12 protein-coding genes are annotated in these 13,303 nt (G+C 70.0%); 8 read left to right on the top strand and 4 right to left on the bottom strand.

All coding sequences use genetic code 11. The annotated features are described in order from the left end of the window. Positions 1-6: 6 nt before the first annotated feature. From ACQCO7_RS13245 to ACQCO7_RS13230, 4 genes are all read right to left on the bottom strand, one after another. Entirely contained in the window at positions 7-1,389 is a 1,383-nt protein-coding gene (locus ACQCO7_RS13245) for an FAD-dependent oxidoreductase (protein WP_464072017.1), read from the bottom strand. Further along, positions 1,386-2,708, bottom strand: a complete 1,323-nt coding sequence (locus ACQCO7_RS13240; protein WP_464072016.1) for a DUF6545 domain-containing protein — start codon at positions 2,706-2,708, stop codon at positions 1,386-1,388. The genes ACQCO7_RS13245 and ACQCO7_RS13240 overlap by 4 nt, the downstream gene beginning before the upstream one ends. Beyond that, positions 2,705-3,277, bottom strand: a complete 573-nt coding sequence (locus ACQCO7_RS13235) for a toxin-antitoxin system, toxin component family protein (protein ID WP_464072015.1) — start codon at positions 3,275-3,277, stop codon at positions 2,705-2,707. The genes ACQCO7_RS13240 and ACQCO7_RS13235 overlap by 4 nt, the downstream gene beginning before the upstream one ends. A gap of 161 nt (positions 3,278-3,438) precedes the next feature. Continuing rightward, positions 3,439-4,611, bottom strand: a complete 1,173-nt coding sequence (locus ACQCO7_RS13230) for a M23 family metallopeptidase (protein WP_464072014.1) — start codon at positions 4,609-4,611, stop codon at positions 3,439-3,441. Positions 4,612-4,837: 226 nt separating this feature from the next. Here ACQCO7_RS13230 and ACQCO7_RS13225 point away from each other — a divergent pair, with 226 nt between their 5' ends. From ACQCO7_RS13225 to ACQCO7_RS13190, 8 genes are all read left to right on the top strand, one after another. Beyond that, positions 4,838-6,196, top strand: coding sequence for an extracellular solute-binding protein (locus ACQCO7_RS13225; RefSeq protein ID WP_464072013.1), 1,359 nt, complete (start codon positions 4,838-4,840; stop codon positions 6,194-6,196). 70 nt (positions 6,197-6,266) lie between these two features. Next, on the top strand, positions 6,267-7,214 hold the full coding sequence (locus ACQCO7_RS13220; protein ID WP_464072012.1) for a carbohydrate ABC transporter permease: 948 nt from the start codon (positions 6,267-6,269) through the stop codon (positions 7,212-7,214). Then, positions 7,211-8,071, top strand: a complete 861-nt coding sequence (locus ACQCO7_RS13215) for a carbohydrate ABC transporter permease (protein WP_464072011.1) — start codon at positions 7,211-7,213, stop codon at positions 8,069-8,071. Before ACQCO7_RS13220 ends, ACQCO7_RS13215 begins: the two co-directional genes overlap by 4 nt. Positions 8,072-8,082: 11 nt before the next feature. Continuing rightward, on the top strand, positions 8,083-9,078 hold the full coding sequence (locus tag ACQCO7_RS13210) for an arabinan endo-1,5-alpha-L-arabinosidase (RefSeq protein WP_464072010.1): 996 nt from the start codon (positions 8,083-8,085) through the stop codon (positions 9,076-9,078). Between the two features lie 38 nt (positions 9,079-9,116). Further along, positions 9,117-10,628 carry an arabinosylfuranosidase ArfA gene (gene arfA / locus ACQCO7_RS13205; protein ID WP_464072009.1) on the top strand — a complete coding sequence of 504 codons (1,512 nt, stop codon included), beginning with the start codon at positions 9,117-9,119 and terminating at the stop codon, positions 10,626-10,628. Between the two features lie 73 nt (positions 10,629-10,701). Beyond that, positions 10,702-11,160 carry an RrF2 family transcriptional regulator gene (locus ACQCO7_RS13200; protein WP_050373492.1) on the top strand — a complete coding sequence of 153 codons (459 nt, stop codon included), beginning with the start codon at positions 10,702-10,704 and terminating at the stop codon, positions 11,158-11,160. 207 nt (positions 11,161-11,367) lie between these two features. Further along, positions 11,368-12,018, top strand: a complete 651-nt coding sequence (locus tag ACQCO7_RS13195) for a DUF4360 domain-containing protein (protein ID WP_464072008.1) — start codon at positions 11,368-11,370, stop codon at positions 12,016-12,018. 239 nt (positions 12,019-12,257) lie between these two features. Then, entirely contained in the window at positions 12,258-13,229 is a 972-nt protein-coding gene (locus tag ACQCO7_RS13190; RefSeq protein WP_464072007.1) for an arabinan endo-1,5-alpha-L-arabinosidase, read from the top strand. The last annotated feature ends 74 nt before the right edge of the window (positions 13,230-13,303 follow it).

Raw genomic sequence — 13,303 nt, 5'->3', positions numbered from 1 at the left:
CTCCCACTACTCCAACCCCGCCCGCTTCCTCTCCTCCGCCGTCAACGGCGCGTCCGTCAGCGGGGGTTGGAGCGGGCCGATCGCGGCGGCCAGTAGTACCGAGGGGGCCAGCAGTACGTGGCCCCCTCGCTCCAGCGCGGTCACGTCGGTGACGGCCCGAGCGATCCGTCCGTTGCCCGTCGCCGTGTGGAGCAGCCGGCCCACGTACGCCGCGAGGACGCGGTCCCTGAGGGTGGGACCCGTCTCCGTGGCCCCGGGGTAGAAGACGTCCATGCCGAGGGCCAGGTCCCAGGCCGCCGATGCCGGGCGGGACACCGCCCTCTGGATCCGACGGGACAGCCCCGGTGCGCCCAGACCGTGACGGAGCGTTACATCGCGCAGGATCAGCGCCTGTTGGGCGGCCACCGACATGCCGTGACCGTAGATCGGGTTGAGGGCGCACAACGCGTCCCCCAGCACCGTGTAGTTGTCCGGCCAGACCCGCGAACGTTCGTAGAAGAAACGCCGGTTGGCGGTGGTCCGGGTGAAGGAGACGTCGGTCAGCGGGGTCGCTCGCGCGATCAGGTCGGCCATGACCGGGTGCCGCAGCGTACCGGCGTAGGCGCTGAACTCCTCGGTGTCGGCGGTGGGTTCGGCTCCCCGGCTGCCGAACAGGGTGACGAGCCAGGTGCCGTTCTCGATGGGGAGCAGCACCCCGCCCCGGCCGGGCTCGCCGGTGCGCGGGTCTGGCTGGACGTTGACCACGGGGAACGACCCGCGCGCGGCCTCGGGCGCGCGGAAGAGGCGGGTGGCGTACGCGACGCCGGAGTCGACCTCGCGGCGCGGCGGGTCGGGAAGCCCGAGTTCCTTGAACCAGTGGGGAGTTCGGGAGGCCCGGCCGGTCGCGTCCACGAACAGGGCCGCTTCCAGGGTCCGTTCGGTGCCGTCCCGGTGGCGGACCCGCACTCCGGTGACCGCCTGCCGCGTTCCCGTCAGACCCGACACCTCCGTCTCCTGGAGGAGTTGGATACGCGGGTGGGCGAGGACCGCCTCGCGGACCGTCGCGTCCAGGAGATCCCGGCTCGCCAGCAGCATGTGATGGGACTCCGGCCAGCGGCGGTACCAGCCGTGCGGGGAGAGGACCACCATGTCGGCGGTCACCGGGTGGTGTCGTACGCCCGCCTCGGCGAGGCGGGAGGCGATGCCGGGGACGAGGTCGGTGAGGGCGCGGGCGCCGCCGGACCAGAGCTGGTGGGCGTGGCGCGCCTGCGGGAGGCCCTTGCGGGGAGCGACCTCGTCGGGGAGCAAGTCCCTTTCCACGACGGTGACTTCGGTCGCGGTCTCGGCGAGGGCGCGGGCGGCCAGCAGCCCGGCGAGGGAGCCGCCCAGGACTACGGCGGTGCGGGTCATGGGCGGTTGCTTTCTGCGGGCTTCCCGGAGACGGCGGGTTTCCGGGAAGCAGCGGGTTTCCGGGAGGCAGCGGATTTCTGGGAGACGGCGGGTTTCTGGGAGACGGTGGGTTCTTGAAAAGCGGCGGCAGGTTCCTGAGCAGCGCGTTTCCGGCAGGCGGCGGCCCTCACGGCGGCGACCTCGTCCGGTCGGCGCAGTGCGCGGGAGACGTCGAGGATGGTCTGGAGCAGGGCTGTCGGGTCGGGATGGTCGGCGGCCTCGGACCATGCGCCGTCGGCCGGGCGGGTCACCGCGTCCTCGATCGCGACGGCCGAGGCCAGCGCGCGGGCCCGCTCGGCGGGGTGCCCCAGCGCCACCGCCGCCTCGTAGGCGCGGCTCGCCTCCGCCCCGTCCAGGCGGCGGGTCAGCGTGAGCAGAACGTCGCGGATGAACGTCTCCCGCCGGATCAGGCGGAGTTCGGCACCCGCGCGCAAGGTGAACGGGACGCCGGACCCCTGCGCCCTCTTCAACAGCACGTACAGCGGGCGCAGTTCGATGCGGGTGCGGTGCAACAGCCAGCGTTCGCGCAGGTATTGACCGGTGTGCGGGAGGATGAAGCCGAGGGCGACCAGCACCGCCGACAGGCACGCGGCGAGCGGCGCCACCGTCGTACTCAGCAGGTCCAGGTCGTTGCCGGTCCAACGGGCCACGACCGCCGTGAGTTTGAGGGCGTCGAAGACCAGGTTCAGGGCGTAGCCGATGACCAGGAACACCAGCCCCGAGCGCAGCCACGCGTCGAGGCCCTCGGTGCGCACCCAGTTCCAGATGAGGCGGCTCGTGACGAGGACGGCGACGCAGTGCGCGAGGAGGTAGAGGACGATCTCCTCCCGCATGAAAGGGGTGTTGGCGTAGTGGGTGTCCAGGTCGCGGACCCGCTCGACGGGCACGTCCGCGAGGAGGAACAGCGTCCACAGCGCGACGATGACCCCCGAGTAGACGCCGATCACCCACCACATGGCGCGCCGCGTCGAGGGCGTCAGGTCCGAAAGGCCGTTGCGCCAGGCGATGATGAGCAGCAGACACGAACCGGCGAACGCGGTGAGCAGCGAATAGCACCACGGCGCCGAGATGTTGGGCACGCCCGTGACCCGGTTCGTCCAGCGGATCGTCGACGGTGCCACGAACACGAACACCGCACAGGCGAGCAGCAGCAGCCCGCCGACCGCGCGCAGCAAAGGGTCGCGCCACAGCCGCACGATCGTCGGCAACTTGATGGCGAGCGCCACGCACAGCATGGCGGTCGGTACCCAGAAGGAGACGGCGATCGGGTCGACCCTCATCGGCCCCGGCCCCCGAACCCGGGGTATCCCAGCAGCCGTTGCGCTGTTCCGGTCACCAACTCGCCGTTCTCCGGGCGCAGATAAGGGCGTACGGCGGCGGCGAGCCGGTGGCCGAAGTCGTCGGCCTCGGCCTCGTCGACCTTGCGGGAGCCGTCGCGGGCGGCGGCCGTCAGCGGGACGCCCTCCCAGCCGGACAGCGCGTCCACGGCGGCGTGCCGATGCCGGTGCTGGGCGTGCAGATGCCACAACTCGTGCCCCAGGATGACGAGTTGCTGCACCTCCTCGGCCCGCTCCTCGACGATGACCAGGTCGAACTCCTGGAACTCCACCCACAGTCCGGTCACATCGATCTCATCGGGGAAGCGCTCGAACCGGACCTCGACCCGCCGCCCGCCCCGCCGCGCGCTCATCTCCTCGCACAGCGCGTGACACAACTCCCGTGCGCCGGACGGGCGTCGGTCGCGCCGGCCGAGCCCCTCCAACAGGTCGGCGGTGAGCCCGCGCATGGCCGAGCCGGTCCTCGCCCGCCGCAGCGCGGAGGTGAACCGGGCCGCGCCCGCGATGTCCATCGGTGCCCCCTTCTGACTGCCCTGCGGCAGCCGGTTCGAGACTACGCGGGTGGATGTGTCCGCGTCATGAGGGAGCGGTGGAAATCGGCGCCACCCTCACCGGCGGATCCACGACCCTCACCAGCGGATCTCCGCGACCCTCACCAGCGGATCCGCCGCCTTCACCGGCGGATCGTCCGGCCCCGGTAGAGCCGGCCGGGGACGTCGGTGAAGGACAGGTCCAGGCCGACGCCGTCGCGTTCGGCGTGCAGGTGGAGGTGCGGTTCGGTGGTGTTGCCCGAGTTGCCGACCTCGCCCAGGAGTTGGCCGGTGCGGACGATGTCACCGGGGCGCACGGTGACCGAACCGGGGCGCAGGTGGGCGAGCTTGACGATCTCGTGCCCGGTGTCGAGGAACACGTGGTTGCCGTACAGGGGCTGGTAGCGGATCTCGCCGGGCGTCTGGTCGTCGATCGCGCCGGCCGCGGAGACCACCCGGCCGTCGCAGGGGGCGTGCACGGCCCGCCCGTACGCGGCGTACGCGGGCGCGTCGCGGCCCGGTCCGGTCCGGGTGCCGAGCGGGCCGAGGCCGACGAGGTCGACGGCGCCGCGCTGCTCGGGGATCCGCGCGTGGTGGTTGATCAGCGCGCCGCCGCCCTGGAGGACGTACCAGGTGCCGTCCAGCGGGAAGCGCAGCGGCCTCGACAGAGTCGTACCCCAGCGGTAGCGGCGCGCGTACGTCACCAGGGCTACGGCCCCGAGCAGGAGGCCCGTCCCCAGGACCAGGGGTACTCCGGGGCTACCCGTGGGCAGGTCCGGCAGGCGTACGGCGGAGGCGAGGGCGGCGGTGACGGCGGCGGTGACGACGAGCCGGCGTGAGGTGCGCGGCTGCTGGGCGGGCGCGCCCCAGCCGCCGGCGAGGACGAGGAGCGCGGCGAGGACGCACAGGTCGCCGAGCCAGGTGAGGCGGTCGTCGGCGCCCCAGAGCGGCAGGACGATCCACAGGGCGACCGGGAGCAGGGTGAACGCCCAGGTCAGGGGCGCGGGCAGGCGGCGTACCGGGCGTGTCGGGGCGTAGGGGACGTTCTCGAAGAGCAGGCCGGTCAGTTCGCCGTCGGGTGTGGTCGCCGCCCAGACCCGGACCCGGTCCGTACTGCCGCCGCGCAGGAGCAGGCCGTCGGGGCTGTCCTCGACGGCCTCGAAGCCGCCGATCCGCTCCAGGGTCTGCTGGACGACCTCCTCCAGCCGCTCGGCACCGACCGCCTCGGCCACGGTCGGGGCCAGCGCGGGCCGGTCGGCCGGGGCCGCCGTGAGGAAGCGGGCCAGGGCCGCGGCTTCCGGGGGGAGGTCGGGCATCGTGGAGGTCCTATCTGAGGGCGGGGTACCTGAGGACTACAGCTACCGGGGTACCTGCAAGACGATCAAGAATGTGGCGAGGTTTCCTCCCGGAGTCCGCGTTCCGCGCGAGTCATGTCGCACCCATTGACGTGAGGCGGAAGTGAACCTACGGTCCCTGTTCGAAGTTACGAGCATCATTCGATATTTCGGACAATAAACGGGACTCGAAGAGCAAGGGCAGGCAATGGGACGACCTGACCTGAATCGCAGGCAACTTCTCGCAGCGGCCGGCGGCCTCGTGGTCGCGGGCAGCTTCGGCTTCGCCGCACTCGGCAGCGGAGCCGACGCGCTCGCCTCCGGCTCACGGACGCGGGTGCGCTACTGGAACCTCTTCCAGGGCGGCGACGGCGGCAACATGGTCGCGATGGTCGACGCCTTCCGCAAGGCCGACCCCGACGTCGACGTCAAGGACTCCACCCTCTCCTGGGGCGGCCCCTACTACACCAAGCTCGCCATGGCCGCCGCCGGCAACCGCGCCCCGGACCTCGGGATCATGCACCAGGGCCGGGTCCCCGGCTTCGCGCCGGGCCGGCTGCTCGACCCCTGGGACATGAACCTCCTCGCCAAGTACGGGGTGAAGGAAGCCGACTTCAACCCGGTTCTGTGGCAACGCGGCCTCGTCGGCGGCGAGTTGTACGCCCTGCCGCTCGACATCCACGCGCAGCTCAACTTCTACCGCAAGGACGTCTGCCGCAAGGCCGGGCTCCTGGACGCCAATGACCGCCTGCCGGAGGCCACTTCGGTCGACGCCTGGTTCGACGTCCTCAAAGCGGCCAGGAAACAGCTCAAGCCCGGCGTACAGACACTCGGGCTGCACGCCAACGACCAGAATTTCTCCTGGTGGTTCTTCGTCGCCTTCTACCAGCAGCTCGGCGGGAGTTACTTCGACGACGCGCACACCCACGTCACCTTCGACACCGAAAAGGCCACCGAGGTACTGGAGTTCCTCCGCAAGCACGTCACCGACGGGTACGTCACCGTCGGCGCATCGGACGGCGAGGCGTTCATCGCCGGGTCGCCGTTCGCGTGGGAGGGCAACTGGTCCGTGCCGTACTACGCGGGCGCCAAGGTCGAGTTCGGCGCGCAGCCGCTGCCGCCCGTCTTCGGCAGGCCCGCGACGCACGTCGAGTCGCACTCCTTCGTCCTGCCCCACCAGGCCGACCGGGGCGGCGCCGCGAACGACGGCGCGCACCGGCTCGCCGCGTACCTCGTGAAACACGCCACCGCGTGGGCCGGCGGCGGCCATATCCCCGCCTATCTCCCGACGTTCAGGGACCCGGAGTACGTCAGGCTCAGCCCGCAGAACGAGTACTCCCGGCCCGCGATGGACCACCCGGCGACCGAGCCGCACATCTGGTTCGCGGGGTCGACCGGCGTACTGGCCAACAAGGTCGGCCCCGTCATCGCCGCCTCCAGCCTCGGCTCCAGCAAGCCCGCCGACGCGGCCCGCCGCATGAAGCGCGAGCTGGAGGACCTGCTGGCGTCGAAGAACCCGATGGACGGACTGACCGCCGCACAGGAGGCGAAGGGAGAGAGCGCGTGAGAACCGCCGACCGCGAGAGCGCCGCCCGCCACATCGCCCAACCCCAGGGAGAACACAAGGGAGTTGACGTATGAGCAGCACCGGCGTACTCGGCGCCCGCGCCGCGCGCCCCCATGCCGCCACCGCCGCCGACTCGGCCAAGGCCCGCTGGGGCCGCCGCTTCCAGCACGGCGGCTGGTTCGTCGCCCCCTTCTTCGTCCTGTACGGCCTGTTCGTGCTGCTGCCGGTCGTGCGCGGCCTCTACCTCAGCCTCACCGACGCGAACATCTCCGGCGACCACACGAGCTTCGTCGGACTCGCCAACTACCGTGAGGCGCTGGGGGATTCCCTCGTCTGGTCCTCGCTGTGGCACAGCGTCAAGTTCACCCTGTACGTCGTCCCGGCGATCGTCGTCGTCGCCCTGCTGATGGCGCTGATCGCGCACCACGCCGCGCACTTCAAGTGGGTGTGGCGGCTGTGCTTCTTCGCGCCGTTCCTGCTGCCCTCGGCGGTCATCGGCAACCTGTGGTGGTGGCTGTTCCAGCCGACGAACGGCATGGTCAACCACGTCCTCGGCCTCGACACCCCCTGGCTCACCCAGAAGTCGACGGCCCTGCTCGCGGTGGTCGTCGCGACCCTGTGGTGGACGGTCGGCTTCTCCTTCCTCCTCTACCTGGCCGCACTCCAGGCGGTACCCCAACACCTGTACGAGGCCGCCGAGTTGGACGGCGCGAACGCCTTCAAGCGGCTGCTGTACATCACCGTCCCGAGCCTCAGGAACATCACCGGGCTCGTCATCGCACTCCAAGTCCTCGCCTCGCTCCAGGTGTTCGACCAGGTGGTGGTCATGTACCAGTTCGGTCCCGGACCGGAGGAATCGACCCGCACGTTCGTGCAGTACACCCTCGAAGAGGGCTTCACCAACTACCGCGTGGGATACGCCTCGGCGATCTCCATGGTCCTGTTCGTCATCGTCGCGGCCGTCGCGCTCGGCCGGATGTGGCTGCTGCGCAACCGAGAGGAGGCGGGCACCCGATGAGCACCACGCCAACTCCCGTGCTCCGCAAGCCCCGTAGCACCTGGACGCCCGGACAGATCGCGCTGACCGCCGTCGCGGCCGGCCTCTCCCTGCTCTGGCTCGCCCCGCTCGCGTGGGCGCTGTCGACGTCCCTCAAGACGCCCGAGGAGTCGGTCGCCGCCCCGCACTGGATCCCGGAGGACTTCACCCTGGAGTCCTGGAAGGCGGTCTTCGACGCCGGCAACATCCCCAACTGGTTCGTGAACTCGGTGGTGGTGTCGGTCTGCGTCACCTTCCTCGTCCTGATCGTCTCCGCCCTCGCCGGATACGGCTTCGCGCGCACCGAATTCCGGGGAAAACCAGCCCTGTTGGCGCTCACCATGGCCGGCCTGATGTTCTCCCCGGCGATCCTCGGCGTGCCGCTCTTCACGACCGTCCAGTCCCTCGGCATGGTCGACACGTACTGGGGGATGATCCTGCCGCAGTGCGCGCCGGCCGCGATGGTCTACATCCTGTACAAGTTCTTCCAGTCCCTGCCACGGGAGTTGGAGGAAGCGGCGTTCATCGACGGCGCCGGCCGCTGGCGGATCTTCTTCACGATCGTGCTGCCGCTGTCCAAGCCGTCCCTGTCGGCGGTCGGCATCTTCACCTTCATCGCGTCCTGGAACAACTTCCTGTGGCCGTACATGGTGACCAACAACCCCGACCTGATGACCATGCCGAACGGCATCGCCACCGTCCAGAACGCGTTCGGCATCGTCTGGCCGCAGCTCATGGCCGGCGGCCTCATCGCCGGACTGCCGCTCATCATCGTCTTCGTCTTCTTCCAGAGCCAGATCGTGCGCGGCGTCGCCCACACCGGTCTGGCGGGCCAGTGAGAGGGGCTCCGATGCGCCTGCGGACGACGACCGTACTGGCCGCAGCACTCCTCGCGTTCGCACCCATGACGGCGAACGCCGCTGCAACCCCCACCCCCACTCCCGTAACCACCTCCGTCTACCCCGACCCCCAGCCCATCACCGGCCAGCAGATCATCCACGACCCCACCGTCACCCGCCTCGACTCCGGCGGATACGTGGCCTATTCGACCGGCGGCGTGATCGGCGCCCGCCTCTCCACGGACCGCGTCCACTGGACCGACGCGGGCAACGCCTTCGCGACGCCCCCGAGTTGGTGGTACGAGTACAACGACACCGGCGACCCCTGGGCCCCCGACATCTCGTACCGCAGCGGCACGTACTGGCTGTACTACGCCGTTTCGTCCTGGGGCACCAACCACTCCGCGATCGGCTTCGCGACCTCCCCCTCCGGTCTCCCCGGCACCTGGACCGACCACGGCAAGGCGTTCACCTCCGAACGCACCGACGCCTTCAACGCCATCGACCCGGCGCTGATCCGCGCCGACGGGAAGCTCTGGATGAGCTTCGGCTCGTACTGGACCGGCATCCGCATGGTCGAACTGGACCGCAGGACCGGCCGGGCCGTCGAGGGCGCCGAGGTCCACCACCTCGCGACCCGCCCCGACGCGCCCTACGCGGTCGAGGGACCGTCCGTCGTCCGGCACGGCCGGTACTACTACCTCTTCGCCTCCTACGACACCTGTTGTGCCGGAGTGAACTCCACGTACAAGATCAGGGTGGGCCGCTCCACCTCGGTGACCGGCCCTTATACCGACAGCCAGGGCCGGCCGATGCTGGAGGGAGGCGGCGACCTCGTACTGGAGAGCCACGGGAGGTACGTGGGTACGGGGGGCGAGTCGGTCTTCCGGGACCGGGGCCGGGACTGGCTGGCGTACCACTACTACGACGCCGAGGACAACGGCGTCCCGAAGCTGGGACTGAACCGACTGGACTGGACGAGGGACGGCTGGCCGCACGTCGTCTAGCCCTCCCGGCCCACAGCACCGAAGCACGAAAGGAAGACATGCGCACCGCCCGCTTCACCCTCGACCCCGCCTTCACGGTCGGCGAGGTCAGCCCCCGGCTCTTCGGCTCGTTCGTCGAGCACCTCGGCCGCTGCGTCTACACCGGCATCTTCGAGCCCGGCCACCCCTCGGCCGACGCCGAGGGCCTGCGCCAGGACGTCCTCGGCCTGGTCCGCGAACTCGGTGTCACCACCATCCGCTACCCCGGCGGGAACTTCGTCTCCGGCTACAAGTGGGAGGACTCGGTCGGCCCGGCCGAGGACCGCCCCCGCCGCCTCGACCTCGCCTGGCGCTCCACCGAGACCAACCGCTTCGGCCTCTCCGAGTACATCGGCTTCCTGCGCAAGCTCGGCCCGCAGGCGGAGCCGATGATGGCCCTCAACCTCGGTACCCGAGGGGTGGCCGAGGCCCTCGAACTCCAGGAGTACGCCAACCACCCCTCGGGTACTACCCTCGCGGAGCTACGGGTAGCACACGGTGACAAGGAGCCCTTCGGCATCAAACTCTGGTGCCTGGGCAACGAGTTGGACGGCCCCTGGCAGACCGGCCACAAGACCGCCGGGGAGTACGGCAGGATCGCCGCCGAGACCGCCCGCGCGATGCGCCAGATCGACCCCGGTGTCGAACTCGTCGCCTGCGGCTCCTCCAGCCAGTCCATGCCGACCTTCGCCGCCTGGGAGGCGACGGTCCTGGAGGAGACGTACGACCTCGTCGACTACATCTCCCTGCACGCCTACTACCAGCCCGAGAACGGTGACGTCGACTCCTTCCTGGCCTCCGCCGTCGACATGGAGTCCTTCATCGAGAACGTGGTCGCCACCGCCGACCACATCGGCGCGAAGCTGAAGTCGAAGAAGAAGATCAACCTCTCCTTCGACGAGTGGAACGTCTGGTACGTCTCGGAGTGGCACGAGATCGAGAACTCCGGCGAGCGGGACTGGGCCGAGGCCCCCCGCCTCCTGGAGAACAACTACAGCGTCATGGACGCCGTCGTCTTCGGCTCGCTGCTCATCGCCCTGCTCCGGCACGCCGACCGCGTCACCGTCGCCTGCCTCGCCCAACTGGTCAACGTGATCGCCCCGATCATGACCGAGCCCGGCGGCCCGGCCTGGCGCCAGACGACCTTCTTCCCGTTCGCCCAGGCAGCCCGGTACGGCCGGGGCGAGGTCCTCGACGTCCGGGCCGACTCGCCGACGTACGACACGAAGAAGTTCGGCGAGACCGACCTCCTGCACGCCACCGCCGTACGCGGGGAGGACGGGTCGGTGACCGTGTTCGCCGTGAACCGGAGCCGTACCGAGGAGCTACCGCTGGAAGTAGCTCTCGGGGGGCTCGGCGTCGAGCGGATCGTCGAGCACAGCGTCCTCGCCGACGCCGACCCCGATGCGCGTAATACCCTCGCCGAGCCCGAGCGGGTCGCCCCGCACGCGGCCGAGGGCACCGCGCTGACGGACGGCACCCTCACCGCCGTACTGGAGCCGCTCTCCTGGAACGTCATTCGCCTCGTCTGAGGCACGCCCGCCCCGCGTGAGGCGGGCCCGCCTCCGTTCCGCCCGTGCCGGAGACTGCCCCCACAATGGGCGCATGAGGATCTCGGCACGGGCGGACTACGCGGTACGGGCGGTACTGGAGATCGCCGTACGCCAGGGCGACGACCCGGTGAAGACGGAGACCGTCGCCCTCGCGCAGGACATTCCGCACAAGTTCCTGGAAGGGATCCTCGGCGATCTGCGCCGCGCGGGCGTCGTCGACAGCCGGCGCGGCGGGGGCGGGGGATACCGGCTCGCGCGTGGCGCCGCCGAGATCACCGTCGCGGACGTCATCCGGGGGGTGGACGGGCCGATCGTCTCCGTACGGGGGGAGCGGCCGACGGAGCTGACGTACAAGGGGACCGCCGAGCCGCTGCTCCCGCTGTGGATCGCGCTGCGGGCCAATGTGCGGCGGATCCTGGAGGGCGTCACGATCGCGGACCTCGCGGGGGACGCGCTGCCGGGTCCGGTACGGGCGCTGGCGGCGGAACCGGCGGCCTGGGAGAACCCCTGAGTCCTAACCGTGTAGTACTCACGTAGTACTCACGTAGTACCCGTATGTGAACGGGACTCCTGTGAATGGCCGGTGTTCGACGTAGGCGCCGAACTCCCCAGTCCCTACGATGCGTTCGCCCCCGCCTTCACGGAAACCGCACAGATTCTCCACAGGTTTCCGGCCGGGGCGTGACCACCCCCCACGGACCGTTTCACGGGAGACCCCATGAGAACCGGTGCACTTCTGCTCGGCGGCGCGACAGCCGCCCTCCTCGCCACGGCGCTGCCCGCCCAGGCGGACCCGGTGTTCGTCGACCCGCCGCCGGACAAGATCGTCATCAACCTCGCGACCATCAACGGCTCCGGCTGCCCCGCGGGCACCGCGGCCGTCGCGGTCTCCGAGGACAACACCGCGTTCACCGTCACCTACAGCGACTACCTCGCGCAGGCGGGCGGCAGCTCCGACCCGACGGCGTTCCGCAAGAACTGTCAGCTCAGCATGGTCGTCCACGTCCCCGGCGGCTTCACCTACGCCATCGCGAGCGTCGACTACCGGGGCTTCGCGTCCCTCCAGCGCGGCGCGAGCGGTATGCAGCGGGCCTCGTACTACTTCCAGGGGTCCCCTCAGACGGTGTCCAAGAGCCACAGCTTCAACGGCGCCCTCACCGACAACTGGCAGGCCACCGACTCCACCGAGTGGGCCCAACTGGTGTGGGCGCCCTGCGGAGTTCAGCGCAACTTCAACGTCAACACCGAGGTGCGGGTGACCGCCGGGTCGCAGTCGCCGGGCAAGGTCAGCTTCATGACCATGGACTCGACGGACGGCGAGCTCTCGACGATCTACCACGTCGCGTGGAAGGAGTGCCCGGCGAAGTGACGCACTCCGGAGCAACTCCCGCTTGAACGTGGCGAGTTGAGGCAACACCCGGTGGAGCGGCCCTGGTTGACGCCGGGGCCGCTCCGCTGTGCGGTGTTTTCGAAGAGTTTCGAGTGGCTGCCGGGGGCGTTGACGCGCAAAGGGTTCGATTCTACCGTCCCGTCCGATGACGCGACCGCCGTTCGGGACGTCGAACGGCAACCTCCCCTCGAACTCCCCCCACTTCAAGGAGCGTCCAGATGATCCGTACCTCCCGCCGGGCCGCGTTGCTCGCGGTGCCCGCCGCGTTCCTGCTCGCGTTGATGCCGAGTGCGGCGTCCGCCTACCCCAACCCCGGCCGGGTGACGGGGAGTACGGTCATCCACGACCCGACGATGATCCGGACGTCCGGCGGGCGGTACCTGGTGTACGGGACCGGGGGCGGGATCTCGTACCGGACCTCCACCGACCGGGTCGCCTTCAGCGCCGGGGGCGACGCCTTCGCCAACAAGCCGAGTTGGTGGTCCTCGTACGGGGCCACCGAGGCATGGGCGCCGGACATCTCGTACCACGGCGGCAAGTACCTGCTCTACTACGCCGTTTCGACCTTCGGGTCCAACAAGTCGGCGATCGGGCTGGCCACTTCGGCCACCGGGCTGCCCGGGTCCTGGACCGACCAGGGGACCGTCTACACCTCCGCCACCTCCAGCGACTACAACGCCATCGACCCCAACCTCTTCGTGAACGACGACGGCAAGTGGTGGCTGTCGTTCGGGAGTTGGTGGACGGGGCTGAAGATGATCCAGCTCGACCCCGGCACCGGCAAGCAGCTCGCGAGCAACACGACCCGGTACTCCATCGCGTCCCGCCCCACCGGGACGAAGGCGGTCGAGGCGCCGTTCGTCGTGAAGCGGAACGGGTACTACTACCTCTTCGCGTCGTACGACACCTGCTGCGCGGGCACGAGTTCGACGTACAAGGTCAAGGTCGGCCGCGCCACCGGCGTCACGGGCCCGTACCACGACAAGAACGGCGTCGCCCTGACGAACAACGGCGGTACCCCCGTCCTGGAGACCCACGGCAGTGTCATCGGCCCCGGCGGCCAGTCGGTCATGGCCGACTCCGACGGCGACCTGATCGTCTACCACTACTACGACGGCAACGACAATGGCACCCCCAAGCTCGGCATCAACCTGCTGAACTGGAGCTCGGGCTGGCCGGTGGCCTACTGACCGGCACCGCCACCGGCACGAGGAAAGGGCGGCACCCGTAGTCCCCCAGTATCCCTCCCGATACTGAAGTACTA

The sequence above is a fragment of the Streptomyces saintjeani genome (assembly GCF_055409605.1).
Note: the sequence above shows the minus strand (reverse complement) of the source record. Positions and strands in the feature narration are given on the sequence as shown.